The 25,549-nt window shown below is 64.5% G+C and carries 32 protein-coding genes and 1 riboswitch; of the genes, 21 read left to right on the forward strand and 11 right to left on the reverse strand.

The window, feature by feature from the left end; all coding sequences use genetic code 11:
- Window positions 1-9 precede the first annotated feature (9 nt).
- From P6U24_RS29790 to P6U24_RS29840, 11 genes are all read left to right on the forward strand, one after another.
- A complete protein-coding gene (locus tag P6U24_RS29790) occupies window positions 10-891 on the forward strand; it encodes a transglycosylase SLT domain-containing protein (RefSeq protein WP_407155997.1) in 882 nt (293 codons plus the stop codon).
- A 93-nt stretch (window positions 892-984) separates the two neighbouring features.
- A riboswitch (TPP riboswitch) is annotated at window positions 985-1,094 on the forward strand.
- Entirely contained in the window at window positions 1,082-2,098 is a 1,017-nt protein-coding gene (locus tag P6U24_RS29795; protein ID WP_407155998.1) for an FAD-dependent oxidoreductase, read from the forward strand. (Overlaps the previous riboswitch by 13 nt.)
- The gene (thiS, locus tag P6U24_RS29800; RefSeq protein ID WP_407155999.1) at window positions 2,089-2,286 is read left to right on the forward strand and encodes a sulfur carrier protein ThiS; all 198 of its coding nucleotides are present in this window, start codon (window positions 2,089-2,091) and stop codon (window positions 2,284-2,286) included. The genes P6U24_RS29795 and thiS overlap by 10 nt, the downstream gene beginning before the upstream one ends.
- 199 nt (window positions 2,287-2,485) lie before the next feature.
- Window positions 2,486-3,268 carry a thiazole synthase gene (locus P6U24_RS29805; protein ID WP_407156000.1) on the forward strand — a complete coding sequence of 261 codons (783 nt, stop codon included), beginning with the start codon at window positions 2,486-2,488 and terminating at the stop codon, window positions 3,266-3,268.
- Entirely contained in the window at window positions 3,255-3,863 is a 609-nt protein-coding gene (locus tag P6U24_RS29810; protein WP_407156001.1) for a thiamine phosphate synthase, read from the forward strand. Before P6U24_RS29805 ends, P6U24_RS29810 begins: the two co-directional genes overlap by 14 nt.
- 146 nt (window positions 3,864-4,009) lie before the next feature.
- Entirely contained in the window at window positions 4,010-5,908 is a 1,899-nt protein-coding gene (gene thiC, locus P6U24_RS29815) for a phosphomethylpyrimidine synthase ThiC (RefSeq protein WP_407156002.1), read from the forward strand.
- 227 nt (window positions 5,909-6,135) lie between these two features.
- Window positions 6,136-6,828, forward strand: a complete 693-nt coding sequence (locus P6U24_RS29820) for a glutathione S-transferase family protein (protein WP_407156003.1) — start codon at window positions 6,136-6,138, stop codon at window positions 6,826-6,828.
- Between the two features lie 294 nt (window positions 6,829-7,122).
- Window positions 7,123-7,506: a RidA family protein gene (locus P6U24_RS29825; protein WP_407156004.1), complete on the forward strand. Its 384-nt coding sequence runs from the start codon at window positions 7,123-7,125 to the stop codon at window positions 7,504-7,506.
- Between the two features lie 242 nt (window positions 7,507-7,748).
- Window positions 7,749-8,048, forward strand: a complete 300-nt coding sequence (locus tag P6U24_RS29830) for a hypothetical protein (protein ID WP_407156005.1) — start codon at window positions 7,749-7,751, stop codon at window positions 8,046-8,048.
- 226 nt (window positions 8,049-8,274) lie between these two features.
- Window positions 8,275-8,787, forward strand: coding sequence for an IS1096 element passenger TnpR family protein (locus tag P6U24_RS29835; RefSeq protein ID WP_407156006.1), 513 nt, complete (start codon window positions 8,275-8,277; stop codon window positions 8,785-8,787).
- 10 nt (window positions 8,788-8,797) lie between these two features.
- Entirely contained in the window at window positions 8,798-9,319 is a 522-nt protein-coding gene (locus tag P6U24_RS29840) for a mismatch-specific DNA-glycosylase (protein ID WP_407156007.1), read from the forward strand.
- Window positions 9,320-9,472: 153 nt separating this feature from the next.
- Here P6U24_RS29840 and P6U24_RS29845 read toward each other — a convergent pair whose 3' ends face one another.
- Together P6U24_RS29845 and P6U24_RS29850 are read right to left on the reverse strand one after the other, a co-directional pair.
- Window positions 9,473-9,913, reverse strand: coding sequence for a hypothetical protein (locus P6U24_RS29845; protein WP_407156008.1), 441 nt, complete (start codon window positions 9,911-9,913; stop codon window positions 9,473-9,475).
- Between the two features lie 203 nt (window positions 9,914-10,116).
- A complete protein-coding gene (locus P6U24_RS29850; RefSeq protein ID WP_407156009.1) occupies window positions 10,117-10,596 on the reverse strand; it encodes a J domain-containing protein in 480 nt (159 codons plus the stop codon).
- 279 nt (window positions 10,597-10,875) lie between these two features.
- Here P6U24_RS29850 and P6U24_RS29855 point away from each other — a divergent pair, with 279 nt between their 5' ends.
- Window positions 10,876-11,154, forward strand: a complete 279-nt coding sequence (locus tag P6U24_RS29855; RefSeq protein WP_407156010.1) for a helix-turn-helix domain-containing protein — start codon at window positions 10,876-10,878, stop codon at window positions 11,152-11,154.
- 147 nt (window positions 11,155-11,301) lie between these two features.
- On the forward strand, window positions 11,302-11,814 hold the full coding sequence (locus P6U24_RS29860) for a collagen-like protein (RefSeq protein ID WP_407156011.1): 513 nt from the start codon (window positions 11,302-11,304) through the stop codon (window positions 11,812-11,814).
- A 6-nt stretch (window positions 11,815-11,820) separates the two neighbouring features.
- Here the strand turns inward: P6U24_RS29860 and P6U24_RS29865 are convergent, their stop codons facing one another.
- Together P6U24_RS29865 and P6U24_RS29870 are read right to left on the reverse strand one after the other, a co-directional pair.
- The gene (locus P6U24_RS29865; RefSeq protein ID WP_407156012.1) at window positions 11,821-12,108 is read right to left on the reverse strand and encodes a hypothetical protein; all 288 of its coding nucleotides are present in this window, start codon (window positions 12,106-12,108) and stop codon (window positions 11,821-11,823) included.
- 100 nt (window positions 12,109-12,208) lie between these two features.
- Entirely contained in the window at window positions 12,209-12,481 is a 273-nt protein-coding gene (locus P6U24_RS29870; protein WP_407156013.1) for a DUF2277 domain-containing protein, read from the reverse strand.
- A gap of 135 nt (window positions 12,482-12,616) precedes the next feature.
- Between P6U24_RS29870 and P6U24_RS29875 the strand changes: the two genes are divergently transcribed.
- The 4 genes from P6U24_RS29875 (at window position 12,617) to P6U24_RS29890 (ending at window position 15,194) form a co-directional block, all read left to right on the forward strand.
- The gene (locus P6U24_RS29875; RefSeq protein WP_407156014.1) at window positions 12,617-12,862 is read left to right on the forward strand and encodes a DUF2188 domain-containing protein; all 246 of its coding nucleotides are present in this window, start codon (window positions 12,617-12,619) and stop codon (window positions 12,860-12,862) included.
- A gap of 114 nt (window positions 12,863-12,976) precedes the next feature.
- On the forward strand, window positions 12,977-14,026 hold the full coding sequence (locus P6U24_RS29880; protein ID WP_407160641.1) for an alpha/beta fold hydrolase: 1,050 nt from the start codon (window positions 12,977-12,979) through the stop codon (window positions 14,024-14,026).
- A gap of 135 nt (window positions 14,027-14,161) precedes the next feature.
- Complete coding sequence (locus P6U24_RS29885; protein WP_407156015.1) at window positions 14,162-14,515, forward strand: hypothetical protein; 354 nt, start codon at window positions 14,162-14,164, stop codon at window positions 14,513-14,515.
- Between the two features lie 73 nt (window positions 14,516-14,588).
- Window positions 14,589-15,194 carry a pyridoxamine 5'-phosphate oxidase family protein gene (locus tag P6U24_RS29890; protein ID WP_407156016.1) on the forward strand — a complete coding sequence of 202 codons (606 nt, stop codon included), beginning with the start codon at window positions 14,589-14,591 and terminating at the stop codon, window positions 15,192-15,194.
- 207 nt (window positions 15,195-15,401) lie between these two features.
- On the opposite strand, the gene bfr is transcribed toward P6U24_RS29890, so the two are convergent.
- Window positions 15,402-15,887, reverse strand: a complete 486-nt coding sequence (gene bfr / locus P6U24_RS29895; RefSeq protein WP_407156017.1) for a bacterioferritin — start codon at window positions 15,885-15,887, stop codon at window positions 15,402-15,404.
- 116 nt (window positions 15,888-16,003) lie between these two features.
- Window positions 16,004-16,285, reverse strand: coding sequence for a bacterioferritin-associated ferredoxin (locus P6U24_RS29900; protein ID WP_407156018.1), 282 nt, complete (start codon window positions 16,283-16,285; stop codon window positions 16,004-16,006).
- A gap of 393 nt (window positions 16,286-16,678) precedes the next feature.
- Between P6U24_RS29900 and P6U24_RS29905 the strand changes: the two genes are divergently transcribed.
- Window positions 16,679-16,990 carry a hypothetical protein gene (locus P6U24_RS29905; RefSeq protein ID WP_407156019.1) on the forward strand — a complete coding sequence of 104 codons (312 nt, stop codon included), beginning with the start codon at window positions 16,679-16,681 and terminating at the stop codon, window positions 16,988-16,990.
- Window positions 16,991-17,218: 228 nt separating this feature from the next.
- On the forward strand, window positions 17,219-17,503 hold the full coding sequence (locus P6U24_RS29910; RefSeq protein ID WP_407156020.1) for a hypothetical protein: 285 nt from the start codon (window positions 17,219-17,221) through the stop codon (window positions 17,501-17,503).
- Window positions 17,504-17,584: 81 nt separating this feature from the next.
- Here the strand turns inward: P6U24_RS29910 and P6U24_RS29915 are convergent, their stop codons facing one another.
- From P6U24_RS29915 to ettA, 3 genes are all read right to left on the reverse strand, one after another.
- Entirely contained in the window at window positions 17,585-18,814 is a 1,230-nt protein-coding gene (locus tag P6U24_RS29915; RefSeq protein WP_407156021.1) for a lytic murein transglycosylase, read from the reverse strand.
- A 161-nt stretch (window positions 18,815-18,975) separates the two neighbouring features.
- Window positions 18,976-19,560, reverse strand: a complete 585-nt coding sequence (locus P6U24_RS29920; RefSeq protein WP_407156022.1) for a TIGR00645 family protein — start codon at window positions 19,558-19,560, stop codon at window positions 18,976-18,978.
- A 132-nt stretch (window positions 19,561-19,692) separates the two neighbouring features.
- Window positions 19,693-21,342 carry an energy-dependent translational throttle protein EttA gene (ettA, locus tag P6U24_RS29925; RefSeq protein WP_407156023.1) on the reverse strand — a complete coding sequence of 550 codons (1,650 nt, stop codon included), beginning with the start codon at window positions 21,340-21,342 and terminating at the stop codon, window positions 19,693-19,695.
- A gap of 382 nt (window positions 21,343-21,724) precedes the next feature.
- Here ettA and P6U24_RS29930 point away from each other — a divergent pair, with 382 nt between their 5' ends.
- Both P6U24_RS29930 and P6U24_RS29935 read left to right on the forward strand, forming a co-directional pair.
- Window positions 21,725-21,943, forward strand: coding sequence for a hypothetical protein (locus P6U24_RS29930; protein ID WP_407156024.1), 219 nt, complete (start codon window positions 21,725-21,727; stop codon window positions 21,941-21,943).
- A gap of 137 nt (window positions 21,944-22,080) precedes the next feature.
- Window positions 22,081-23,043: a D-2-hydroxyacid dehydrogenase family protein gene (locus P6U24_RS29935; protein ID WP_407156025.1), complete on the forward strand. Its 963-nt coding sequence runs from the start codon at window positions 22,081-22,083 to the stop codon at window positions 23,041-23,043.
- A gap of 13 nt (window positions 23,044-23,056) precedes the next feature.
- On the opposite strand, the gene P6U24_RS29940 is transcribed toward P6U24_RS29935, so the two are convergent.
- Window positions 23,057-24,022, reverse strand: a complete 966-nt coding sequence (locus P6U24_RS29940) for an NAD-dependent epimerase/dehydratase family protein (protein WP_407156026.1) — start codon at window positions 24,020-24,022, stop codon at window positions 23,057-23,059.
- Between the two features lie 122 nt (window positions 24,023-24,144).
- Window positions 24,145-25,455 carry a L,D-transpeptidase family protein gene (locus P6U24_RS29945; protein WP_407156027.1) on the reverse strand — a complete coding sequence of 437 codons (1,311 nt, stop codon included), beginning with the start codon at window positions 25,453-25,455 and terminating at the stop codon, window positions 24,145-24,147.
- Window positions 25,456-25,549: the final 94 nt, after the last annotated feature.

Consider the following 25,549-nt stretch of genomic DNA (forward strand, 5'->3'; position numbering starts at 1 on the left):
ATTTCATTGATGAAACGTCTGCTGGTTTCGGCCTGCCTCGCAGGCCTTGCGATCTCTGGCGCGACCACGAGCGCCATGGCCCAGAACGCAGGCGCAGCAACCGCGACCGGCACGACGGCGGCGACCGACAAACCGATCTTTCCGATTTTTCCCAAGTCAGCCAGCAAGCCGGCAACGATCAAGACCGCGTCGGCCAAGGCCGGCAAGCCCGTCAAAGGCAAGATTCCCCTGCCTACCCCGAAGCCCGCCGAGGCCGAGGCAACCGACGGCGATGCCGCCGCCGAGGGCGCGGCCCAGACCGAGGTTCAGGCCGACGCGACGCCGGCCGACACCCAGGCCGCCGAGCCGCCTGCCGCCGATGCTGCGCCGGAGCCAGCCACCGCAAAGGCGACCGAGGCGAAACCGAGCTACATGCGGACAGGCCATCCCGAGATCGATGCGCTGGTCGCGACCCATGCGCGTGCCAACAACGTGCCGGAGGCGCTGGTTCATCGCGTCATCGTACGTGAGAGCAAATACCAGAAGGACCTGGTCGGCAGCTGCGGCTGCATCGGGCTGATGCAGATCAAGCTCGCAACCGCGCGCGGGCTCGGCTACACCGGGGATGCCAAGGGCCTGCACGATGCCAACACCAATCTCACCTACGGCGTGAAATACCTGGCCGGCGCCTATCGCGCCGCCAATGGCGACCATGATCGTGCGGTCCACTACTTCGCCAAGGGCTATTACGAGGCCGCCAAGCGCCAGCGCCTCGCTGACGCGCAGCCGTTCGGCAAGCTCGCGCGCGTGCACGCCCCGCTCGACATCACACCAAAGCCGCCCGCTGCGATCCACACCGCAAAGAATGCGAGCCGCGCGCCGCTCGACAAGCAGGCCACCGCAAGCCGCTGATCGCTTCGCCCTCCCGCAGCATGGTTCCTAAAATTTTGCGCATTGGCGCGGCGTGACAATCCGTTGACACGCGAGCGCATCAGTCTACATTAGCGCCGTTCCGAGGGGAGCTCCGAGGGGGAGCTGAGATACCGCACGGGTGCGGTGACCCTTTGAACCTGATCCGGGTCATGCCGGCGAAGGGACAGGGATGCAGCAGACCAAATCTATCCGCGGGGAGTCCCCCGTTTCCATCATCGGTGCAGGCATTGCCGGTGCGTGGCACGCTTTGTTGTTCGCGCAAGCCGGTCACGCCGTGACCCTGCACGAGCGCAGCAGCGCCGAGATGATGCGCTCCACCAGCCATTGGGCCGGCGGCATGCTGGCGCCGTACTGTGAAAGTGAAGTGTCCGAGCCGGTGATCAGCCGGCTGGGGCTCGCCTCGCTCGAACTGTGGCGCCGCGAGCTGCCGGAGACACCATTCAACGGCTCGCTGGTAGTGGCGCATGCGCGCGACCGCGCCGACTACGAACGCTTCGCCCGCCGCACGAGCGGCCATCAGCGGCTCGACGCAGCACAGCTGGCCGAGCTCGAGCCGTCGCTGGAGGGGCACTTCCGCGAGGGCCTGTTCTATCCGACCGAAGGCCATGTCGAGCCGCGCCGCGTGCTGCCGAAGCTGCACCAGCGCATCATCGCGGCCGGCGGCACCATCCAGTTCGACAGCGACGTTTCCCGCGACGACCTCGACGGTCTCGTGATCGATTGCCGCGGCCTGGAGGCACGCGACGTTGAGCCCGAGTTGCGCGGCGTCAAGGGCGAGATGATCCTGATCGAGACCGATGAGGTGAGCCTCGCGCGCCCGGTGCGACTGATGCATCCGCGCTGGCCGCTCTACGTGATCCCGCGCGAGAACAATTTGTTCATGCTGGGCGCGACCTCGCTCGAGGCCGAGGACACCGGCGTCAGCCTGCGTTCGGCGCTGGAGCTGTTGGGCGCGGCTTATTCGGTGCATCCGGCGTTCGGCGAGGCGCGCATCCTGGAGTTCGGCTCGGGCCTGCGCCCGGCCTACCCCGACAATCTGCCGCGCATCACGGTCAAGGGCGACAACGAGATCCGCGTCAACGGACTCTATCGCCACGGCTTCCTGATTGCGCCTGCACTGGCGCAGGCGACGCTGAACTACATCACGCAAGGTGCGATCGACAATGAGGTGATGCGATGCGCGTGACTGTCAATGGCGAGACCCGCGACATCGCGTCGACCTCCGTTGCAGCGCTGCTGTCGGAGCTCGACTACGAAGGCACGCATTTCGCCATCGCGCTCAACTACGACGTGGTTCCCAGGAGCCGCTGGGCTGAAACGCAACTCAAGGCCGGCGACGAGATCGAGATCATCACCCCGCGGCAGGGAGGGTGAAGATGAGATTTTCGCGCCACACTCCGCCGTCGTCCCCGAACTGCCCGCCACACACTTCGCTGTCGTCCCCGCGAAAGCGGGGACCCATAGCCACCGGCGGACGTAGTGAGCTCGGATATCGGCCGTTGTGCCTCATTGAAAAATCACGCGGTATGGGTCCCGGCGTTCGCCGGGACGACGAGGATAGGACTAGCCACCCATGCTGACCTTCTACGGAAAGACCTTCACCTCGCGCCTCCTGATCGGCACGGCGCTCTATCCCTCGCCCGCGATCATGCAGGACGCGATCCGCGCCGCGGGATCTGAGATCGTCACGGTGTCGCTGCGCCGCGAGGCCGCCGGCGGCAAGACCGGCGATGCGTTCTGGAAGCTGATCCGCGAGCTCGACGTCACCGTGCTGCCGAACACCGCCGGCTGCCGCAGCGTGCGCGAGGCCGTCACCACGGCGAAGCTCGCGCGCGAATTGTTCGGCACAAGCTGGATCAAGCTCGAGGTGATCGCCGACAATGACACGCTGCAGCCCGATGTGGTCGGGCTGGTCGAGGCCGCCGCCATCCTGATCAAGGACGGCTTCGACGTGTTCCCCTATTGCACCGAGGATCTCTCGGTGGCGACGCGGCTGGTCGATGCCGGCTGCAAGGTCGTGATGCCCTGGGCGGCGCCGATCGGCAGCGCGAAGGGCATCATCAATCGCGACGCGCTCAAGCTGCTGCGCGACCGCCTGCCCGACATCACGCTCGTGGTCGACGCCGGCCTCGGCGCGCCGAGCCATGCGGCCGAAGCGCTCGAGCTCGGCTATGACGCGGTGCTGCTCAACACGGCCGTTGCCAAGGCCGCCGACCCGGTGGCGATGGCGCGCGCCTTCAGGCTCGGCGTCGATGCCGGCCGCACCGCCTACGAGGCCGGGCTGATGGACGCCCGCGATTTCGCCTCGCCCTCCACCCCTGTCGTTGGGACCCCGTTCTGGCATGCCGTATCCTGATCGCTTCTACCCGGTCATCGACTCGCTGGCCTGGCTCGAGCGCCTGACAAAGCTCGGCGTCGGCACCGTGCAGTTGCGCGCGAAAAACCTCAATGACGGCGAGGCGCTGAAGATCGTCACCGACGCGCTCGCTATCACCCAGGGCACTGCGACGAAGCTGATCGTCAACGACTACTGGCGCGCGGCAATCGTCGCCGGCGCAAGACATCTGCATCTCGGCCAGGAGGACCTGGCCGAGGCCGACCTCGCCGCGATCCGCGAGGCCAAGCTGACGCTCGGCATTTCCACCCATGACGATGCCGAGCTCGAGGCTGCGCTGGCGGCGAGGCCCGACTACATCGCGCTGGGCCCGATCTTCCCGACCACCTTGAAAGCGATGCGCTTCGCGCCCCAGGGCATTCCGAAGATCACCGAATGGAAGAAGCGTATCGGTGACATTCCGCTGGTTGCGATCGGCGGCATCAAGCTGGAGCAGGCTGCGGAGATCTTCGCCGCCGGCGCCGACTCGATCGCTGTCGTCAGTGATGTCACCCAGAACCCCGATCCCGACGCCCGCGTCCGCACCTGGCTCGATGCAACGAAGGAGATGGCGTGATGCGCCAACTCTCTCCTCCGTCATTGCGAGCGAAGCGAAGCAATCCAGAGCCACGCATGAAGCTCTGGATTGCTTCGTCGCTAACGCTCCTCGCAATGACGCCACCCATTCACTCCGTCAACAACAATTGAGAGAAGGAGGATCCCATGAACATCCGCTCCAATCCTGACACCACCATACCCGCCGTCACCACCGGCCCGCTGCCCTCCTCGCGCAAGATCTATGCGACGCCCGCCGCCGCGCCCGACCTGCGCGTGCCGCTGCGCGAGATCATCCTCTCGGAAGGCGCAGGCGAGCCGAACCTGCCGGTCTACGACACCTCCGGTCCCTACACCGATCCGGCCGTCACCATCGACGTCAATGCGGGTCTTGCGCGGAGCCGCACGGCATGGGTGCTGGAGCGCGGCGGCGTCGAAGAGTACGAGGGCCGCGTCATCAAGCCGGAAGACAACGGCAATGTCGGCGCCGCGCATGCGGCGCGCGCCTTCTCGGCCTATCACAAGCCGCTGCGTGGGCTCGACGGCCACAAGGTGACGCAGCTCGAATTCGCCCGCGCCGGCATCATCACCAAGGAGATGATCTTTGTGGCCGAGCGCGAGAATCTCGGCCGCAAGCAGCAATTGGAGCGCGCCGAGGCCGCGCTGGCCGACGGCGAAAGCTTCGGCGCTGCGGTGCCGGCCTTCATCACGCCGGAGTTCGTACGCTCTGAGATCGCGCGCGGCCGCGCCATCATCCCCTGCAACATCAACCACGCCGAGCTCGAGCCGATGATCATCGGCCGCAACTTCCTCACCAAGATCAACGCCAATATCGGCAACTCGGCGGTGACCTCATCGGTCGAGGAGGAAGTCGACAAGATGGTGTGGGCGATCCGCTGGGGCGCCGACACCGTGATGGACCTTTCCACGGGCCGCAACATCCACACCACCCGCGAATGGATTTTGCGCAACGCGCCGATCCCGATCGGCACCGTGCCGATCTACCAGGCGCTGGAGAAGTGCAACGGCGATCCGGTCAAGCTGACCTGGGAGCTCTACAAGGATACCCTAATCGAGCAGTGCGAGCAGGGCGTCGACTACTTCACCATCCATGCCGGCGTGCGGCTGCAATACATCCACCTCACCGCGAACCGCGTCACCGGCATCGTCAGCCGCGGTGGCTCGATCATGGCGAAGTGGTGCCTGGCGCACCACAAGGAGAGCTTCCTCTATACGCATTTCGACGAGATCTGCGACCTCATGCGCAAGTATGACGTCTCGTTCTCGCTCGGCGACGGCCTGCGTCCGGGCTCGATTGCCGATGCCAACGACCGCGCGCAGTTCGCCGAGCTGGAGACGCTGGGCGAGCTCACCAAGATCGCCTGGGACAAGGGCTGCCAAGTCATGATCGAGGGCCCTGGCCACGTGCCGATGCACAAGATCAAGATCAACATGGACAAGCAGCTCAAGGAATGCGGCGAGGCCCCGTTCTATACGCTGGGGCCACTGACCACAGACATCGCACCGGGCTATGACCACATCACCTCGGGCATCGGTGCTGCGATGATCGGCTGGTTCGGCTGCGCCATGCTCTGCTACGTCACGCCGAAGGAGCATCTCGGCCTGCCCGACCGCAACGACGTCAAGACCGGCGTCATCACCTACAAGATCGCGGCGCACGCCGCCGATCTCGCCAAGGGCCATCCGGCGGCGCAGCTCCGCGACGACGCGCTGTCCCGCGCGCGCTTCGAATTCCGCTGGACCGACCAGTTCAACCTCGGCCTCGACCCGGACACCGCGTGCAAATTCCACGACGAGACCCTGCCCAAAGAAGCCCACAAGGTCGCGCATTTCTGCTCGATGTGCGGCCCGAAATTCTGCTCGATGAAGATCACCCAGGACGTCCGCGACTACGCGGCAACGTTGAACGATCCGGCTGGTGTCGGCATGTCGATGAGCGGCCAGATCGAAGACGGCATGGCGCAGATGAGCGCCAAGTTCAAGGAGATGGGCAGCAATGTCTATCTCGACGCCGACAAGGTGAAGGAAAGCAACAAGGCGTTGTGAGTTCGCTCTCCGCTCTCATGGCCGGGCTCGTCCCGGCCATCCACGAAGCCGGGCGAAAGCCCAGCTTTTTTGCTTGCGACAGGCGTCACAATTGATTCGTCCAACAAACTCTTAGCGCGGGATTTCGCGGCTTCACTTTTTTGGCTCGCTGAAATACCATCACGCTGCGGCGATTGCTGCAGGACAATTGCCGTTCAAGCACGTTGCGCTCTGCTGTGAGTCCCCCCATGCTCACGCTCTATTCCTATCCCCCGCTGTTCGGGGTCGCCGACAATAACGGATACGGGCTGAAGGTCTTTGCATTCCTCAAGCTCGCAGGCGTCCCGTTTGTTCACGAGCACCTGTTCGATGCCTCGGCCGCGCCGCGCGGGCAGCTGCCCTATGTCACCGAGGACGGCGAGACCATCGGCGACTCCGACACCATCATCGCGCACCTCACGCGAAAGCACGGCGTGACCATCGATGCCGCGCTATGGTCTGAACAGCGCCGGACCAATCTTCTGGTCACGCGCATGCTCGACGATCTCTATTGGGTGATGTCCTACTCCCGCTGGAAGGACGATCGCTTCTATCCGCAGTTCCGCGACGCCTTCATGGCACAGCATCCGCAGCTCGACGCCGCCGGCCTCGACAAGGCCAGGGATTACAACGCGCAGCGTTACTATTATCAAGGCATCGGCCGCTACACGCCGGACCAGGCCTACGCGCGCGGACTGGCCGACCTCGAGGTGCTCGCTGAACTCGTTCCGACCGAAGGCTATGTGCACGGTCCAGCACCAACCAGCATCGATGCCGGCCTCTACGGCTTCATCGCCAACATCCATTTCTATCCGATCCAAACGCCTCTGAAGGCGTTCGTCTCGGCGCATCCGAACCTGGTGCGCCATTGCGAGGCAATTCATTCGGCAGTGAGTGGGTGAGAGACCTCGCAGCGAATAGCGCATGATCTCGTCATTGCGAGCGAAGCGAAGCAATCCAGAGCCAAGAAGGAAGTCTGGATTGCTTCGGCGCATGCGCGCCTCGCAATGACGACAGTCATCAGGAGCCGTAGGGTAGCAAAGCGAAGCGTGCCTACCCTTCATAGCGAAACCGACAATGGTGGGCACGGCGCGTCTACAGTGGCCAGGACAGGGACACCGTCGCGAACGCGCTTTTGCCCATCCTATGAGACTGGCGCTATCTTCGACCTACCCCCAAACGGTCAGAGGTCCCTCATGCCCATCCACCACATCCCCGCTCCCTCACACATCAAGGCGCCGCCGCTGTCGTTTGGCACGCGTGTCGGCGATCTCGTCTTCATCTCCGGCATTCCCGGCTTCGACGCGCAGGGGGCGCTGCCCGACGGGTTCGAGGCGCAGTTCGCCAATGTCGTAACCAACTTCACGCGCGTGCTGACGGAGGCCGGAGCGACGATGCGCAACCTGGTCAAGGTCAATGTGCTGCTGACGCGCGCCGAAGACGTCGCGACCATGAACAAGCTTTATGCCCAGGCGTTCGGCCCGGCGCCCTACCCGGCCCGCACCACCTGCGTCGTCGCCGCGCTGCCCGATCCGAAGATGCTGATCGAGATCGAGGGCGTGGCGTCGCTCGCGAAGTGAGACGCTCAGATCCGTTCGTCGGCCGCTTTGCACGGCGAAGCCGGGAGTCACCGCAAAGACACGCTCGCGACCTGAGTTCACAGCGCGCACTAACATCGATGTGAACGGCCATGTCGCGCGCTTGCAAGGCGCGTGCTTTTGCCGCAGCACTGGCCCGCTTGCCCGCCGCTCCGGATGGGCACCGCCGCCGGCCAGCGTCGAGCCGCGGCGGCTGGGGTTAGTCTGTTACGGGGAGATTTCTCATGCGTCGCTTCGTCACTCTCGCGGTCGTCGCCGGTCTGGCGGCCGCATCTGTTGCGCCCGCCTTCGCGGCCCGTCGGCATGCTGCCGATCCGCAGCCGCAGGTCGGGGCCGCCCAGCCCGGCTATTACGTGATCCGCTGGGACAACACCGGCATCTGCCAGATCTGGAACGAGCAGCTCACGTCCAAGCCGACCGAATGGCCCTCGACCTACAAGGTCGTCAGCAAGCCGGTATCGACCTTCAACGATGCGATGAACATCCAGCTCAAGATGCGCGACGAGCGCCGCTGCACGCTCTGACGTCAGAGGCCGCTCTGACGACAGGACATGCCCGGCGACCGCCGCACCGGCGGACGCCGGTTCCATCCGTCCACAACCTGTGCAGCGAGCGGGCGCCGCCCGCCCACACCAGATCATGTGGATGGGACGGGACAACTGGTCTGCTGGGCGCGCGCCGCTCTCGCTCCGGCCATCCATCCCGTGTAGTCTCCGCCCAGGGCGTCACGCGCGCTCCGTGGAGACCGGAATGGCTCAGAACGAGACCTTCATCCTGCACGCGGCGCTCGATGGCCGACGCTCGGTGTATCGCGACATCGAGATCGATCCGGCGAAATCGCTCTATAAACTGGCCGAAGCCATCGTGCAGGCGTTCGGCTTCGACTTCGACCACGCGTTCGGCTTCTATACCGGCCTGACCCTGTCGAAGATCAAGGTCGTCCATCCGCAATACGAGCTGTTTGCCGACATGGGTCAGGCCGATCCCGGCGTGCTCGGGGTCGAGAAGACCCGGATCTTCCACGCTTTTCCGCAGGCCGGCCATACGCTGCTGTTTCTGTTCGACTATGGCGACGACTGGCTGTTCCGCATCACGCTGAAGGCCACCGGCATTAAGCAGCCGAAGGCGCGCTATCCGCGCGTGGTCGCGGCCAAGGGCAAGGCGCCGGAGCAATACCCGCAAGCGGATGAGGATGAGATCGATGGGCCGCGGATCGGCATCAATCCCCGGACCGGCGAGGTCATCAGCTTCGGCAAGAAATGATGCAGCGGGGATGACCGGCGTCACCGGCCGGCACGATCGCCTGCCCGATCAGCTTCAGCCGGACTTGCGCCTGGTCTTCGTCGGCACCGCGGCCAGCGCGCGCTCGGCTGCGACGGGTCATTACTATGCGCATCCCGGCAATCGCTTCTGGCGCACGCTGCACGCCATCGGGCTGACGCCGCGGCTCTTTCAGCCCCACGAATTTCCCGCGCTGCTTGCGCTTGGCATCGGCTTCACCGATCTCTGCAAGCAGGGCGCCGGCATGGATCATGTCGCGCTGAAAGCCGGCATCGATGTCGACGGCTTCACCGCGAAGATCCGGCACTATCAGCCCCGCACGATCGCCTTCACCAGCAAGAAGGCGGCAAGCCTGTTCTATGGTCGGCCGACATCGGCAATCGCGCTCGGCAGGCAGCCGCCGCACGAAGACTTTCCGGAGATCTTCGTGCTCGCCTCGCCCTCGGGCGCGGCGTCAGGGGCGTGGACGCTCGCGCCATGGCTGGAGCTGGCGGCGCATGTCGCGGGAACATAGCTCGTTCGTAAAGCCGTGTCGGGCTACTTGAAGCTTGAACAGATATCGCGAAGTCCGTCATTGGGAGAGAAACGAAGCAATCCAGCAACGAGAAGTAAATCTGGATTGCCTCGGCGCTGACGCGCCTCGCAAAGACGGCCGTGTGGGCACAAGCTAGCGCAGCGAAATCGCCAGGCCCGAGAGATCGACATTGGCGAGCAGCCCGATTTGCTCGCCTGCAAGCTCCAGCACGGCGCCCTTCTGGTTGGTCAGCACGATGCCGCGCACGCCGCGGCCGACCGCGAGCCCGGCGCCGGCGGCGCCATAGACGCCCGCGACGTCGGAGGGACGCCAGATGTTGCTGACGCGGCCATGCAGCACCGTGCGCGAGCCGCCGAACACGAGGCCCCAGTCGAGGCCGCCGGTCGACAGCGCATAAGGCCGGCCGCGGAAATACAGCACGCCCGAGCCGCCGGAGCCGCCGATGATCCAGCCCGCCTTGTAGATGGTCAGCGTGATGGTGCCGCCATCGGCGAAGGCCGCGCCCGGCAGCAGGCTGCCTGCCAGCGCGGTGAGAGCCACCAGCGCGGCGCGAAGGAAGGATGCAATCTTCATGTGCGGAAAACTCCTGGAGATGGGCAAGACAAAGCGAGATGCGTGATGAGACCAAACGAATCGATTTGGCTGAATTTAGCCTTTTGCGCGGCAGGGCGCATATGCGGCCGCGACTGTGCGCGAAAAGCCATAGGCGCACGATGCTCGCGGGAGATTGCGATCGGCACTTTTCCCGATGTTGCGCCGCCTCCGCGACACCACGATCACGCCGGCCGCTTCATCAGCACGTCCTGCGCGGCGACGAGCTCGCGAAAAGCGCTCTCGCTGCCGCCGGCATCCGGATGCATGGTCTTGGCGGCGCGGCGGAAGGCGCTGTGAATATCGGGCGCCGACAGTATGCCGTCGATCGGCAGGCCGAGCAGCTTGCGGGCGCGCTGCTCCGGGCTCAGCGGCTTCGGCTTGGCACCACGACGGCCAAAGCGCGGCGTGGTCAGCTCGATCAGCACGTCGAGCACGACGATCAGGCGGCGCCGTGCCGCGTCAAGCGTGACATGATCCGCACTGAGGCTGGCCGCGCTGCGCAGGATCGGCAGTGCCTGCGTTGCGGCCTGCCGCAACGTCATGTCAGGGCTCAGGCGCGCGATGTCGCCGACGAGCGTGACAGCCTCATGCCAGTCGAGCTGATCGACCTGCAGCAGTCGCTCGAGGACGGATTTCCAGACAGCGGAAGATGGTTTGGCCAAAGTCCTTGCCGTGTCCTGCGGCGTGATCTGATACGGCCGTTATGGGGTGCGCTTCGTTTCTGCTCGCTTAAATCCACGGGCTGCGACGCGCCGTGCACCGCAAAATGCGTCGCTGAACGCGCGAAAACGTGGCAATTTCCTGACATTCAACCTGACGGCGGTCCGCGTTAAGAGGCCGTTAACCTTATCGGAGCACGTTGTTTTACGGGCTGGGTGTTTGTTGGTCTCGATGTTTTCCGCGTCTTGTGCCGGCGCGGGGCGTTGATCGGGAGGAGTTTCATGTCGCACGATCTGTCACACCACGCCGTAGATCTATCCAGCGTTCCGACGCTGGCGCCGCCGATGCCAGGGCGGACCGCGAACGAGGTCGTTCCGCTCTTGATCGGAACACCGCTCTCTGAAATCGAGCGCGAGCTCATCGTGCAAACGCTCGGCCGCTGCAACGGCAACCGAACCCATGCAGCACGTTTGCTCGGCATGCCCGTGCGCACGCTGCGCAACCGTATCAGGCTCTACGTGGCCGACGGGATCGAGGTACCGGCCTACGGCGCGCAATAACCATCGTCGATCAGGACGATGCGAACATGATGACGCGGATGGCGATTGATGTTGATCGATCGCCATCTCCGCGCGCCGCAGAATTGCTGGCACCATCGCGCCTCTGCTACGCTTCCGCGAGAATCAAGCGTTTGTGGAGTTGCGGTAGTGGCGAAGGATCCGGCCGGTCGGCAGGGGCGCGCGGGCCCGCGTGGCCCACAGGGACAACCAGGACGACGCGGACCGGATGGCTTGCGTGGCAAGCCGGGGCCTGACGGCAAGCCCGGCCCCCCGGGCAAGCCAGGGCCGCAGGGCCCGCGCGGTGAAGCGGGACCGCCAGGTCCGCAGGGCCCGGCAGGGCCACCAGGTCCGCGTGGAGAGCCGGGGCCGCCCGGCACGCTGCCCACCATCGATCAGCTGATGCCGTGGCTGGAGCAGATCTTCGAGGCCTTCGAACAATACAAGAAAACCAGGGATCGCGAGGCGCATGAGCGCGAGGCCGCGCAGCATGCGGTGCGCGAGATCTTCATGGCGTCCCAGCACGACGATGCACTCGACGAGGCGTTCGAGGACGACGATCCGCATCCCGAGCTCATCGAGCAGCATCACAAGAAGAAGAAAAAGGACAAGAAAAAGAAGAAGAACAAGAAGCATAAGCCCGACGAGGATGCAGATTTCTGATCGGCACTATTCCGTGCCGGCCGATCCGCATCGGCAACGCCAACAGGCACGAAGTAAAGCGGCATACGGCCGCTCGCTCGGCCCGTCCTGCTCGCTCTCGGCGAGCTGCATCATGTGGCGAAATGACCATCGCATCATGCGGTGCCAGATATAGGCGGCCAGCGCAGTGCAGACCGCGAGCACGGCGACACTCGCGCGATCGAAAGATCCGTTCGACCACAACATCCAGTCTGCCCACAGCACGGTGAAGGCGGTTGCTCCGAGCCGCAGCGGCAAAGTGGGGCTGCTGATCATGGCGATCTCCGATGGCGTCCAAAGACGGACATCATGCCGCCCCTGCCCTGACGATGCCGTGCGCGGCATCACGGATCAGGGCGCGCGTCGCGCCGCCCCCTCACCGGTCGGCAAATCTCACCCGCGAGCGCTCGCGCGCCTTCTCAGCCTCGACGGCGCGATCGCGCGGCGGCGCCTGGGTGTGCAGCGAGACCAGAAGCCGGCGCGCGGCATCGGCGACCTCCTCGACCGCGCGCTGGAATGCGGCCTCGTTGGCCTGCGAGGGCCTCGCAAAGCCCGACAGCTTGCGAACGAATTGCAGCGCAGAGGCCTGGATCTCCGCCTCCGTTGCCGGCGGCTCGAAATTGAACAGCGTCTTGATGTTGCGGCACATGATCCACTCCTCCACCAAACATTCAGCCTGCCGATCGTCTCAAGCAGGCACCCTGACAAGATCGATGCCCTTGGCCTATCATGACGGCACGCCCATGTTACAGCCCCGGACGCCATAACAGTCAGCGAGTGCATGATGAGCCACATCACCTACAAGATCGTCCAGCACGATGGCGGCTGGGCCTACACCGTCGACGGTGTCTTCTCGGAAACCTTCGCCTCCCATACAGCGGCGCTCACGGCGGCGCGGCATGCAGCCAAGGAACAGCGCACTCCCGGGCGCACCGAGATGATCGAATACGAGACGGCTGATGGCAAGTGGCACACCGAAACCGCCTCCGGCAGCGACCGGCCGGAAACGGATGTCGAGGACAATCCATAGTGACAGCCGCCCGTATTGGTCGGCGACTTGCGGCCTTCAGATTTCAACGACGCGCCAGGAAGAGCGCGCGCATCAGGGGAGAGAGACATGAGCTGCTGGAATATCACATGCCGGATGGCGATCGCCTTGACGGCCCTCGCGCTGACATCGGCCGGCGCCATGGCGAGTGACTATCCGACGCCGAGAGAGGGCGAGTTCATCGCCAAGGATTTCAAGTTCCACACCGGCGAGACCCTGCCTGAGCTGCGGCTGCACTACACCACCCTGGGAGAGCCGACCGGGCAGCCGGTGCTGGTGCTGCACGGCTCCGGCGGCTCGGCTGCGAGCATGCTGACTCCCACCTTCGCCGGCGTGCTGTTCGGCAAGGACCAGCCGCTCGATGCGAGCAGATACTACATCATCATTCCCGACGGCATCGGCCACGGCAAGTCGAGCAAGCCCTCCGACGGGCTGAAGACCAGATTTCCGGCTTACGACTATGCGGACATGGTCGACGCGCAGCATCGCCTGCTGACCGAGGGGCTCGGCATCAAGCATGTCAGGCTGGTGATCGGCAACTCCATGGGCGGCATGCACAGCTGGCTCTGGGGCACGCGCTATCCCGATTTCATGGACGCGCTGGCGCCGATGGCCTCGCAGCCGACCGCAATGGCGGCGCGCAACTGGATGCTGCGGCGGATCATGCTGGACACGATCCGCAACGATCCCGACTACAACGGCGGCAACTACGCCAGCCAGCCGCGCATGATGAAATATGCGATCACCGCCTATGGCATCGCCAGCGCGGGCGGCACGTTAGCCTACCAGATGCTGGCGCCGACCGCGGCAAAAGCCGACAAGATGGTCGAGGAACGGCTCGGCACGCCGGTCACCGCCGATGCCAATGATTTCATCTATCAGTGGGACGCCTCGCACGATTACGATCCCTCCGCCGATCTGGAGAAGATCACCGCGACGGTGTTCGCCATCAACGCGGCCGACGACGAGCGCAATCCGCCGGAGACCGGGGTGACGGCGGAGGCCTTGAAGCGCATCAAGAATGCCCGGCTCTATTTGATCCCGGCTTCGACCGACACGCGCGGCCATCTCACGACAGGCAATGCCAGCTTCTATGCTGAGCCGCTGCGCGAGCTGCTCGCCACCGCACCGCAGCGCGGCATGTAATCCCCGACGCTGCAAACCGATGCCGCCGCGGCGCTCAAACTTTGGGCATGCATCGCTGACTCAGCTCGGGCTTAATCCGGCTCCTGAATCGCTGCATGCGAGAGCATCGCGGCGATCACGGCGACGGAGAATCGCATGCGATGGCTGCCGCGAGCTGCCCTGCTGATATGCATCATGATGCTGGCGCGTGCGGCGCTCGCCTTCGATCACGGCCAGTTCGAGAATGTGCCGCCCGACATCCGTGCCTGGTTCAAGAGCGTGATCGCGCCGAATGGCGTGCCCTGCTGCGACATCGCCGACGGCCACCGCACAGCCTACGATTTTCACGACGGCAGCTATTGGGTTCCGATCGAAGGCCAGTGGATGGCGGTGCCGGAGCGTGCCGTGATCCGCGACCGCGGCAATCCGGTTGGCGAGGCCGTGGTGTGGTACGTGCACCATCGCGGCAGCATCGTCATCAGCTGCTTCGTACCTGCAGACGCGGTATGACGCGCGTGCGATATTGCGTGCCAGCCTGCCGATGATAGCCTTTCGCAATCACATTGATGCCTGGAGGGACACCTTGACCGACATGGCCGCCGTTGATCTCGAGGCGATCTATGCCAAGCCGAACCCGCGCGTGATCGCGAAGGCACGGCCTGCGCTCGACATCCACAGCAAGAAGTTCATCGCGCTGTCGCCGTTCTGCGTGCTGGCGACCTCGGGCGCGGACGGCAGCGTCGATGCCTCGCCGCGCGGCGGCAATCCCGGCTTCATTCATGTCGAGGGCGATAGCCGGCTGCTGATGCCGGACCGCCCGGGCAACAACCGGATCGACAGCTTCAGGAACATCACCGAGGGCACCGGCCTCGTGCAGCTCATCTTCTTCGTGCCGGGGATCAACGAGACGCTGCGGGTCGGCGGCAGGGGCACATTGACCAGTGCACCCGAACTGCTCGAAAGAATGGTGGAGTTCGGCAAGCCGCCCCGCCTGGTGCTCAGCGTCGAGGTCAGCGAAGCCTATTTCCACTGCGGCAAGGCGATCATGCGTTCCAAGCTTTGGCTCAAGGAGGCCCAGGTCGAGCGCTCGGCGATGCCGAGCATCGCCGAGATCATCCATGACCAGACCAAGCTGGGAGAGCCGGAATCGCAGGAGGCGATCGACGCCCGCTACCGGACGCAATTGTAGCTCATCCAAATGCTGTCGTCCCGGCCGAAGCGAAGCGCAGAGCCGGGACCCATGATCACCGGATCACCGGCTTCGGTGTTGAGGCAGGCTTTGGCGCACTGGTTTGTTCAACAACAACGGCCGGTGGCTATGGGTCCCCGCGTTCGCGGGGACGACACCGGCCTGAACGATAGGCGCTCGCGCCAGATCCACGCGAATAGTCCTCGCTCAGTCCCCGTTCTCGAGCCCGCCGACATGCTTCTGGGTGTAGAGCTCGAGCCCGATGCGCTGGATCAGATCGAGCTGGGTTTCGAGGAAGTCGATGTGATGCTCCTCGTCCTTCATCAGGTCCTCGAACAGGTCGCGCGAGACGTAGTCCTTGACGCCGTGGCAATAGGTCGCGGCTTCCTGATAAAGCGTGCGCGCCGAAACCTCGGCCGCCAGATCGCACTCGATGATTTCCTTGACGTTCTGGCCGATCCGCAGGGGGTCGAGCACCTGCATGTTGGGAAAGCCGTCGAGGAACAGAATCCGGTCGGTGAACCGGTCGGCGTGGTTCATCTCTTCGATCGACTCCTTGCGCCAGACCTTGGCCATGTCCAGCAGGCCCCAATTGCTCAACAGGCGGTAGTGCAGCCAATACTGGTTGATCGCGGTCAGCTCGCTGCGCAGCCCCTTGTTGAGATATTCGATGACCTTCGGGTCGCCCTGCATTGTATGCTCCAAGAAATTGAGGCCGGAACCGGCTCAATATCAGCTTCGAGGAGCAAAAACGACCCCGAACACCAGCCTTCCAAAGCTTATGGAGGATCGGACCTGACAGGCGAGACCTAGCAGGCGGCCAGCGCGAACTCGCTAACTGCATCCGCGTCGTCAGACGCGTGGGCGTGGGCATGCTCACGGCTGTGCTGGCAGCCGGACTGGCAGGCGCGGGCACACGGCCCCAGCGCCTCGTCGATGATCGTCTTGATGGTCCGTGCGCAGCGTCCACATTCGGCGCTGCAGCCAAGGCAGCCATAGACCTGTTTGGGATTGCGCGGCAGTTCGTCCGCCGTGCTGACCGCGTTGCGGACGTCGTGATCGCTGAGGACGTTGCAGGAACACACAATCATAGAACGGACCAACCTTCGAAGATCGTGATCCCAGGGATAGTCAAGCGCAGGTGGGTTCGCAAAAGAAAAACACGTCTTTTGAAGCGATTCCAAACTGCTACTCAACCTGGAATGAATCCAAATAGCGGTGCTTGAGGAAGATCAAACGGCGCCACGAAAAGCTTAACCGTAGAAATCCGGGCGCGCATCACGGCGACCTGCGCCGCTCCACCACCGCGATACCGGGCGCTTGCGACCGAGCAATGCGCCAGCCATTCTTGGCGAATTGTGCATCGCAAGATTTGCCGTCAAGATCGCGCCGCGCGGCGGCGCCTGTTCATTGATCATTCAAGCAAACTATGGAAGTTTGCCGTGGGAACTTTGCCGTCTGCTGTTGCTCAGAAAGGTACGGTCATGAAGAAGATGCTTATCGCCCTCGTAGCGGCCGGGGCCCTCGCCACGTCCGCAATGGCCCCGGCCGAGGCCGGAGGGGGGCGCGTTGCCGCCGGTGTCGCCGCCGGTCTGATTGGAGGTGCCCTTGTCGGGGGCGCGATCGCGGCTGGCAGCGGCTATGGACCCGGATATTACTATGGCCCCGGCCCGTATTATTACGGCGGCGGCCCGGCCTATGTCGCCGACGATCCTGCCTACGCCTGCTACTGGCAGCGCCAGCGGTTCTGGGATGGCTATGGCTGGCGCATTCGCCGGGTCCGGGTGTGCGAGTAAGCATTCACCTTCATTAAATCCGCACAGACGTGTTGGATTTGCGAAACGAAGCGTTGGCCAGGCCAGAAAAAACCGTTTTTGCGGGGCACCTGACCAGCCGGCGTTTGTAGCGTTTACGAAGGGTTGACGGATTTGCGTGTTTTCTCACGCGGCTGGCAATTCCGAAAAGCGTGTGAGTAACCCAAACCCGGCGCCTGCGAAGGCGCCTTCTCCAGGAGAACTCCCATTATGAAGAAGATCCTGACCGCTGCCATTGCGGTTGCGACGATCGCGGGTTCGATCACCGTCAGTGCGCCGGCTGCGAAGGCCGGAGACGGCGTGGGCGCCGGCATCGCCGCCGGTCTGATCGGTGGCGCCATTGTCGGCGGCGCCATCGCCTCCAGCCGTCCTGCCTATGGCGGACCGGTCTATGTCGAAGGTCCGCCCCCGGCCCCGGCGCCGTGCTACTGGCGCCGCGAGCGCTATTGGGACGGTTACGGCTGGGTCGTTCGCCCGGTTCGCGTCTGCTACTGAGCTACGGGCCCATCGCGCCTGCATGCAAAGCCCGGCCGGAGCGGCCGGGCTTTTTCTTTGCGCCAGCCCGTTTGGCTTGGCTCAGTGCGCGGCATTGATCGCCTGCAGCACGCTCTGGCTCGGCCAGCAGTCGACCTTGAGCCCGGCCGACTTCTGGAACGTTCCGAGCGCGGCACGGGTTTGCATTCCGGCCTTGCCGTCGAGCTTGTCCTTGTAGAGGCCGAGCCGTGTCAGCCCCTTCTGCATCGCCTCGACATCGGCGGTGCGGAGCTGCTTCGACGCCGACCAGGGCGTTGCAAACGGCAGCGGACTTGTCATGCGGTCGGCGAGATGACCGACGAACAGCACGTAGAGATCGGAGAAATTGTACTCCTTGATGACGAAGTAGTTCTTCGTTGCCAGGAAAGCCGGGCCATAGATGCCCTCGGGCTGTAGCAGCGAGGCCGGCTGCGCCTGCTCGGCCGCACTGAGCCGCTCGCCCCGCACCGGCACGAAGCCCGCCCGCAACCATTGACCGATCGGTTTCGTGACTTCCGGCACACCCGTCGTGCAGTCGACATTCGCCGGCGCCTTGACCTCGTAGGCCCAGCGCAGGCCGCTCTGCCAGCCCTTGTTCGCGAGTTGCTGCGCGGCGGAGCCGAGCGCATCCGGCACCGAATGCCAGAGATCGACCTTGCCGTCACCGTCGATGTCGACACCGTGCTTGTAGTATTCCGACGGCAGGAACTGGGTGAGACCAACGGCGCCGCCCCAGGATGCGCGCAGATCCTTGCGGCTCACGACGCCGTCGCTCAGCATCTTCAGCGCCAGGATGAACTCGGTGCGATACTGGTCCTTGCGGCGACCGACATAGGCCTGTGTCGCCAGCACGCGCAGACCATCGTAAGGCAGCGTGTAGCGGCCGAAATCGGTCTCGCGTCCCCAGATCGCGAGCACCACCGGCGCCGGCACCCCGAAGCGCTTCTCGATCTGGTCCAGCGCCGGACGATATTGCTGCATCAGCCTCGCGCCATACGACGCCAGCCGCGCGATCGAGGCTTCCTTGATGTAGTCGGCCGGCACCTGCACGAACTCGGCCTGTGACGGCGCACCGGTCGTGGGCCGTCCGGGCAGCAGAAGGTCAGGCAGGCTGTAGTCGGGATCGAGCGCGCGCGTCTCGGCTTCGAATGTCGCGCGCGAGACGCCCTGTTCCTTTGCCTCAGGCCATAGGGAGGCGACGAACTGCGTGAAGCCGGCGTCGGCCGCCCGCGCCGGCGTCGCCGGCTGCAACAACAGAAGCAGAAGGCCGAAGCCGAACAAGCGGCAAAACATCACAGCGAGCAGCTCAGCCAGTTAGCGGCGGGATTCGATCCACCCGATCATGAACGACCGAGCGATCACCATCATCTCGCAAATCTATCATCACGCTGCCGCGTTGTGAACCACGGCACCGTTCGCCTCCCCCGACAGGCGTTCCATCCCTGTCACTTGATTCAATGTGCCGCCGACTGCCTCGCATCCTCGATCGAGGCATTCGACAGCTTGTCGACCAAGGCAATGCCGATGGCGGACATGATGAAGACGCAATGGATGATGGTCTGCCACATCACGCCAGTTTCCGTGTAGACCGTCCTTGCCGAGGTGAGCCCGCCGGCCTCGATGAAGGTGCGCAGCAGATGGATCGAGGAGATGCCAATGATGGCCATCGCCAGCTTGATCTTCAGGACGCTCGCATTGACATGGCTGAGCCATTCCGGCTCATCGGGATGGCCTCGCAGGTTGAGGCGCGAGACGAAGGTCTCGTAACCGCCGACGATCACCATGACGAGCAGGTTCGAGATCATGACGACGTCGATCAGGCCGAGCACCGCAAGCATGATCTGCTGCTCGGAAAACTCAAAGGCGTGGGCAAACAGATGCCACAGCTCCTTGATGAACAGCACGACATAGATGCCTTGCGCAATGATCAGGCCGATATAGAGCGGGACCTGAAGCCAGCGCGATCCGAAGATCAGCATGGGAACAGGACGCAGCTGAACCGTCTTCGGCTGCGCTGAAACGTCTGAAGTCGCGTGCATAGGCAAGTTGCTCGGAAGACTGATTGCGGGACGCTCTATCTACGCAATCGACATCCGCCGGGAAGCGACAACTGGCCGCATCGGGGGCGCGACGCATTGTCCCGTTGGCCGGGCATGCGTCGCGCTCAGCCGTCAGCGCGTCAGCTTCTTGTACTTCACGCGATGCGGGATGATGCTGTCCTGGCCGAGCCGGCGCATCTTGTCCTTCTCGTAGTCCTGGAAATTGCCCTCGAACCATTCGACATGGCTGTCGCCTTCGAAAGCGAGGATGTGGGTCGCGATACGGTCCAGGAACCAGCGATCATGGCTGATGATGACAGCGCAGCCGGCAAAATCCTCCAACGCCTCTTCGAGTGCGCGTAAGGTGTCGACGTCGAGATCGTTGGTCGGCTCGTCGAGCAGCAGGACATTGGCGCCCGATTTCAGCATCTTGGCAAGATGGACGCGGTTGCGCTCACCGCCCGACAGCGCGCCGACCTTCTTCTGTTGGTCACCGCCCTTGAAGTTGAAGGCAGAGCAATAGCCGCGCGAGTTCACTTCCTTCTTGCCGAGCAGGATCAGCTCGTTGCCGCCGGAGATCTCCTCCCACACCGTCTTGCTGCCGTCGAGCGCGTCACGCGACTGGTCGACATAACCGAGATGCACGGTTTCGCCGATCGTGATGGTGCCGGCGTCCGGCTTCTCTTGCCCGGTGATCATGCGGAACAGCGTGGTCTTGCCGGCGCCGTTCGGGCCGATCACGCCAACGATGCCGCCGGGCGGCAGCTTGAAGCTGAGATTGTCGATCAGGAGGCGATCGCCGAAGCTCTTGGTCAGGCCCTCGAAATCGACGACGTTGTTGCCGAGACGCTCGGCAACGGGAATGATGATCTGCGCCGTCTGGGTCTGCTTCTCGCTCGCCTTCTTGAGCAGCTCCTCATAGCGCTGATAGCGGGCCTTGGACTTGGCCTGGCGCGCCTTCGGCGAGGCCGCGATCCACTCCTGCTCGCGCGCGAGCGTGCGCTGATGCGCCGCCTCCTCGCGGCCCTCCTGCTCCAGCCGTTTCTGCTTCTGCACCAGCCAGGAGGAGTAATTGCCCTCGTAGGGAATGCCGCGGCCGCGATCGAGCTCGAGGATCCAACCCGTGACGTTGTCGAGGAAGTAGCGGTCGTGCGTGACGATCAGGATCGCGCCGGGATAATTGCGCAGATGACCTTCGAGCCACGAGACCGACTCCGCGTCGAGATGGTTGGTCGGCTCGTCCAGCAGCAGCAGGTCGGGCTGATCGAGCAGGAGTCGGCACAGCGCGACGCGGCGTCGCTCACCGCCGGACAGCTTGGTGACGTCGGCATCGTCAGGTGGACAGCGCAGCGCGTCCATCGCCTGGTCGACCTTGCTGTCGAGATCCCACAGGCCCTGGGCCTCGATCTCGTCCTGCAGCCGGGTCATCTCGTCGGCGGTCTCTTCCGAGTAATTGACGGCAAGCTCGTTGTAACGGTCAAGGATCGCCTTTTGCTTGGCGACGCCCTGCATCACGTTCTCGCGCACCGAGAGCTTGGGATCGAGCTGCGGCTCCTGCTCCAGGTAGCCGACGCGCGCGCCCTCGGCGACCCAGGCCTCGCCTGTATAGTCCTTGTCGATGCCGGCCATGATCTTGAGCAAGGTCGATTTGCCGGCGCCGTTGACACCGAGCACGCCGATCTTGGCATCCGGGTAGAACGACAGATGAACGTTATCGAGCACCTTCCGGGACGGATAGGTCTTGGACAGACCCTGCATGAAATAGACGAATTGGCGCGCCATCGCGTTTCCTTTGGAAACAGTCAACGTTTATGGGGAATGTTGACGCTGATGTAGCCGCGCCGCCCCCAAAGGGCAACCAGTACCGCCGATCTGAATCCCTGCACCGTCATCAGCGATGGCGCCTCGAAAGCTCGGGTCGAAAAGCCACACTGGATAGATTTGACCACCCGCGGTTGCCCGGGCGGGGCGATTACGGTCTTGCCGAATCTGCCTTTCCCATTCATTCACCACGGATGACTACGGGATCGACACCATGTGTGCAGTCGATCACGACAATTGAAACCAACTTTTAATCAACTGGGACGGAAACTCGCTCCAGGCGCCAAAAAACGTCCATCGAGCAAAAAAAAGCGCCGAGATCGAACAACAGCGAGCGCCCGTCATGACGACCCTTTCGACAGCGTCCCTGTCCTCGCCCGCGGTGAAGCGCGGGAAACCATCCGGCCTAATCGCCGAGATCAAGAGCTTCTGGCGCGAGTTTTTCGCCCGGGCCTTCAATCCCTACCGGCCGGAACTGCACTATATGCGCGGACCCGGCCCGGCCTGGCACGCGAAATACGGCGCTCAGGCCACGTTCCGGGTGAAGACCGACTTGAACTGACACCGGCCGAGCCGGCTTCGCGCTCGACGCGAATTGAAAGCCGGGTGCTTGCGCGGCCCTGATTTGCGCGCAACGATGATGTCCATTCCAGGGGCGACGCTCCCTGTCGCCGTTCCCGCCATGAATGGACCCTGCCGATGACGCGGCTGCGCTGTGCAATCCTCGATGATTATTACGACACGGCGCTCACGCTCGCCGACTGGCCCAGGCTTGCCGACCGCGTCGACGTGACCGCGTTCACGCATCATTTCGCCTCCGAAAAGGACGCGCAAAGCGCGCTCGCCGATTTCGACATCATCTGCGCGATGCGCGAGCGCACGGCGTTCCCGCGCTCCCTGATCGAGGCACTGCCCAGGCTGAAACTGCTGCTTACCTCGGGCATGCGCAATGCCGCGATCGATATGGACGCAGCCAAGGCGCGCAACATCGTGGTCTGTGGCACGCAATATGGCCGCGATCCGACGGCGCATCTGGCGATCGGCCTGATGCTGGAGCTGACCCGCAGGATTGGCCAGGAGAACGCGCGGATGCATGCGGGCGAGCCCTGGCAGAAGCTTGGCGGCATCGAGATCGAGGGCAAGACGCTCGGGGTGATCGGGCTCGGCAAGCTCGGCACCAAGGTCTCCGGTCTCGCCAAGGCGTTCGGCATGAACGCGATCGCCTGGAGCCCGAACCTGACGCCGGAGCGCTGTGCGGCCGCCGGCGTCGGCTATGCGACCAAGGAGGAGCTGTTCTCGACCGCCGACATCATCAGCATCCACGTGGTGCTGAGCGAGCGCTCGCGTGGGCTGGTCGGCCGCGACGACCTGGCGCGGATGAAACCGTCCGCCTATCTGGTCAACACGTCGCGTGGGCCAATCGTTGACGAGGCTGCGCTGCTCGAGATGCTGCGGCAGAAGAGAATAGCGGGCGCTGCGCTCGATGTGTTCTCGGTCGAGCCGCTGCCAACGGAGCATCCGTTCCGCAAACTCGACAATCTCGTGCTGACGCCGCATCTCGGCTACGTCACCGAGGAGAGCTTCCGCGCCCATTACGGGCAGATGGTCGAGTGCATCGCCGCCTATGTTGCGGGCGGGGAGCCACCGCGCCGACTGGCGTGACGGACAACAGGGTTCAGGCCGCCGATCGCGCCGCCGATAGTCGCAAGGTTTGCGAAAATCCCTCGCGCCAGCTCGGATGCGCCGGGCGCCAATCGAGCTCGCGCTTGGCCCGCTCATTGGCGCTGCCGCTCACCTGCGTCATGATCACGACCATATGCTCGCCCGCGAGCAAGCGGCCGATCCAGGCGGGCACGCGCAGCGGTGGCTTGGCGCCAACCATCTGCGCCAGCGCCGGAAGCCAGTCCTTCACCTGAGCGGGCTCATCGTCGACGATGTCGTACACTTGGCCGGGCAGGCCGCGCTCGATTGCGGCCATCGTGGCGGACGCAGCATCCGCAACATGAATGAATGACCACCAGCCGGCGCCGTCGCCGATGACAGGCACACGGCGATGGCGCAACTGCTCAATCATCACGGGCGAGAGAATGCCGGTGTTCTCGCCGTAGAACGATCCGTAGCGCAATACGATGCCCTCGGGTGCCGATGAAGCAGTGACGGTTTGCTCCAGATATCGCATCGCCTCCAGCGTGCGCCGAAGCTCCATCGGCGGATCCGAAGCGCGCGGATCGGCCTCCGATTTGATCGGACCTGTGCTGCGGCCAAGGGTCCAGCCGCAGAAACTTTGCGCGATGAACCGCCGGACGCCGGCGGCGCGAGCTGCGGCAAGCAGAATGTCGGTGCCTTCGGTACGCAGCCGGTTGGTCGCGGCGAATCCGCGATCGAAATGCCGGAAATCCGCCAGTCCGCCGAGGTCCGTCAATTCGTGGACCAGAACCTCCGGCTCGGCGGCGCGAAGCGCGCTCGTGACTGCCGCCGCATCAAGCGCATCAGCGACGGCGGCCTGGCCACCCATGCGTCTGATTGTTTCGGCTTTGGCCGGGCTACGGGTCAATCCCGTGACCTGGTGCCCCCCGGCAACGAGGGCGGGAACAAGCTCGCGACCGACGGCGCCGGTGGCGCCCGCAACAAAGATCCGCATGACCGAAATCTCCATGCCGCAGCGACGGGCGGCACATAGTCAGGCATGGCGGAAGGTCAAGCGAACAAAGCAAATCGGGCGACAGCCCAAGGCCGCCCGACCTAGGAAAGAAAGCCGTCCGCCTAGCGGATGGTGACCGGAGGCGGCAGTGGCTGCACCGAAGCCGGCTGCGCACCGGGAACGCTGGCCTGGTGCATCGGGGCCGGCGCCGCGTTCGCCACCGGGGCCGCGTTCGGTACCGGCGCGGCTGACGCGGTCGCGGTGTTGCCACCGCCCGGCGGCGGGCCGCCCGGCATGACCACCACGCGGGTGCCGACCTTGACCCGGTCAAACAGGTCGGAGACGTCCTCATTGAGCATGCCGATGCAGCCGGACGAGACGAACTTGCCGATCGTCGAAGGCTGGTTGGTGCCGTGGATGCGATAGACCGTCGAGCCGAGATACATCGCGCGCGCGCCGAGCGGATTACCCGGGCCGCCGGCCATGAAGCGCGGCAGATAAGGCTGGCGCTCGATCATCTCGCTCGGCGGGTACCAATCCGGCCACTCGGTCTTCTTGGTGATCTTCTGTACGCCGGTCCAGGTGAACCCTTCGCGGCCGACGCGGACGCCATAGCGCATCGCACGACCGCCACCGAGCACCAGATAAAGGTAGGTGTGGGGCGTATCGACGACGATGGTGCCTGGCGGCTCCTTGGTTATGAACGCAACCTCCTGCCGGCGCAGATTCGCGGGCAGCTCGGCGGGAGCGGCATCCGGCTGCTCCTCCGGCGGCAGCGACGCCACCGTCATCGGCCGGCCGGCGGAATCGGTCGCGGCGGGGGCAGCCTGGCCGCCGACAGCACCGGGCGGCCGCAGCGCGTTGGAATCCCCCGCAGTGGTGCTTCCATAAGTCTGCTGCGCGCCGGCCGGGCGGTCGGCATAGATCACCGGCGGTGGACCGGCCGGGCGGCCGTAGCGCGGATCATCCGGCGACATCACCGGCCCCTGCGGCGCCGCGCTGTACACCGGCGCGTTGGCCGGACGGCCGTAACGCGGATCGTCCGGCGACATCACCGGCCCCTGCGGCGCGGCGCTGTACACCGGAGCGTTGGCGGGACGACCGTAACGCGGATCGTCCGGCGACATCACCGGCCCCTGCGGCGCGGCGCTGTACACCGGAGCGTTGGCGGGACGACCGTAACGCGGATCATCCGGCGACATCACCGGGCCGGGCGGCGGCAGCGCTGCTCCGTTGCTGTCCTCATCGTCGACCGCGTCGAAATCAGGCCCCTGCCCATTGCCAGCGCGCGCATCGGCCGGATAAGCGCCGGGAGGGGGCAAATACGTTCCACCGGGAGCCGTCTGGTAGACCTGCTGCGCCTGCACATGCGAAGTCACTGCCGCGCCCGCCGCCGCGACAGCGCAAATCGTCAGAATGTGTCGGATCATCATCGCTCTTGTCTGTTCCCCAAGCCGACTCCGGATCATTGTCCGCCAGATGGCCGAAGATAGCGGCGCATTCAAGACAATTCGGTTGGCACCGCGG

This window comes from Bradyrhizobium sp. STM 3557 (genome assembly GCF_045571465.1).
Classification (GTDB): domain Bacteria; phylum Pseudomonadota; class Alphaproteobacteria; order Rhizobiales; family Xanthobacteraceae; genus Bradyrhizobium.

Bases quoted from the DNA above. Each gene is read 5' to 3' on its own strand.
- P6U24_RS29790 (WP_407155997.1), top strand. From the start codon at position 10: ATGAAACGTCTGCTGGTTTCGGCCTGCCTCGCAGGCCTTGCGATCTCT.
- P6U24_RS29795 (WP_407155998.1), top strand. From the start codon at position 1,082: ATGCAGCAGACCAAATCTATCCGCGGGGAGTCCCCCGTTTCCATCATC.
- thiS (WP_407155999.1), top strand. From the start codon at position 2,089: ATGCGCGTGACTGTCAATGGCGAGACCCGCGACATCGCGTCGACCTCC.
- P6U24_RS29805 (WP_407156000.1), top strand. From the start codon at position 2,486: ATGCTGACCTTCTACGGAAAGACCTTCACCTCGCGCCTCCTGATCGGC.
- P6U24_RS29810 (WP_407156001.1), top strand. From the start codon at position 3,255: ATGCCGTATCCTGATCGCTTCTACCCGGTCATCGACTCGCTGGCCTGG.
- thiC (WP_407156002.1), top strand. From the start codon at position 4,010: ATGAACATCCGCTCCAATCCTGACACCACCATACCCGCCGTCACCACC.
- P6U24_RS29820 (WP_407156003.1), top strand. From the start codon at position 6,136: ATGCTCACGCTCTATTCCTATCCCCCGCTGTTCGGGGTCGCCGACAAT.
- P6U24_RS29825 (WP_407156004.1), top strand. From the start codon at position 7,123: ATGCCCATCCACCACATCCCCGCTCCCTCACACATCAAGGCGCCGCCG.
- P6U24_RS29830 (WP_407156005.1), top strand. From the start codon at position 7,749: ATGCGTCGCTTCGTCACTCTCGCGGTCGTCGCCGGTCTGGCGGCCGCA.
- P6U24_RS29835 (WP_407156006.1), top strand. From the start codon at position 8,275: ATGGCTCAGAACGAGACCTTCATCCTGCACGCGGCGCTCGATGGCCGA.
- P6U24_RS29840 (WP_407156007.1), top strand. From the start codon at position 8,798: ATGACCGGCGTCACCGGCCGGCACGATCGCCTGCCCGATCAGCTTCAG.
- P6U24_RS29845 (WP_407156008.1), bottom strand. From the start codon at position 9,913: ATGAAGATTGCATCCTTCCTTCGCGCCGCGCTGGTGGCTCTCACCGCG.
- P6U24_RS29855 (WP_407156010.1), top strand. From the start codon at position 10,876: ATGTCGCACGATCTGTCACACCACGCCGTAGATCTATCCAGCGTTCCG.
- P6U24_RS29865 (WP_407156012.1), bottom strand. From the start codon at position 12,108: ATGATCAGCAGCCCCACTTTGCCGCTGCGGCTCGGAGCAACCGCCTTC.
- P6U24_RS29870 (WP_407156013.1), bottom strand. From the start codon at position 12,481: ATGTGCCGCAACATCAAGACGCTGTTCAATTTCGAGCCGCCGGCAACG.
- P6U24_RS29875 (WP_407156014.1), top strand. From the start codon at position 12,617: ATGAGCCACATCACCTACAAGATCGTCCAGCACGATGGCGGCTGGGCC.
- P6U24_RS29880 (WP_407160641.1), top strand. From the start codon at position 12,977: ATGGCGATCGCCTTGACGGCCCTCGCGCTGACATCGGCCGGCGCCATG.
- P6U24_RS29885 (WP_407156015.1), top strand. From the start codon at position 14,162: ATGCGATGGCTGCCGCGAGCTGCCCTGCTGATATGCATCATGATGCTG.
- bfr (WP_407156017.1), bottom strand. From the start codon at position 15,887: ATGCAGGGCGACCCGAAGGTCATCGAATATCTCAACAAGGGGCTGCGC.
- P6U24_RS29900 (WP_407156018.1), bottom strand. From the start codon at position 16,285: ATGATTGTGTGTTCCTGCAACGTCCTCAGCGATCACGACGTCCGCAAC.
- P6U24_RS29905 (WP_407156019.1), top strand. From the start codon at position 16,679: ATGAAGAAGATGCTTATCGCCCTCGTAGCGGCCGGGGCCCTCGCCACG.
- P6U24_RS29910 (WP_407156020.1), top strand. From the start codon at position 17,219: ATGAAGAAGATCCTGACCGCTGCCATTGCGGTTGCGACGATCGCGGGT.
- P6U24_RS29915 (WP_407156021.1), bottom strand. From the start codon at position 18,814: ATGTTTTGCCGCTTGTTCGGCTTCGGCCTTCTGCTTCTGTTGTTGCAG.
- P6U24_RS29920 (WP_407156022.1), bottom strand. From the start codon at position 19,560: ATGCACGCGACTTCAGACGTTTCAGCGCAGCCGAAGACGGTTCAGCTG.
- ettA (WP_407156023.1), bottom strand. From the start codon at position 21,342: ATGGCGCGCCAATTCGTCTATTTCATGCAGGGTCTGTCCAAGACCTAT.
- P6U24_RS29930 (WP_407156024.1), top strand. From the start codon at position 21,725: ATGACGACCCTTTCGACAGCGTCCCTGTCCTCGCCCGCGGTGAAGCGC.
- P6U24_RS29935 (WP_407156025.1), top strand. From the start codon at position 22,081: ATGACGCGGCTGCGCTGTGCAATCCTCGATGATTATTACGACACGGCG.
- P6U24_RS29940 (WP_407156026.1), bottom strand. From the start codon at position 24,022: ATGCGGATCTTTGTTGCGGGCGCCACCGGCGCCGTCGGTCGCGAGCTT.
- P6U24_RS29945 (WP_407156027.1), bottom strand. From the start codon at position 25,455: ATGATGATCCGACACATTCTGACGATTTGCGCTGTCGCGGCGGCGGGC.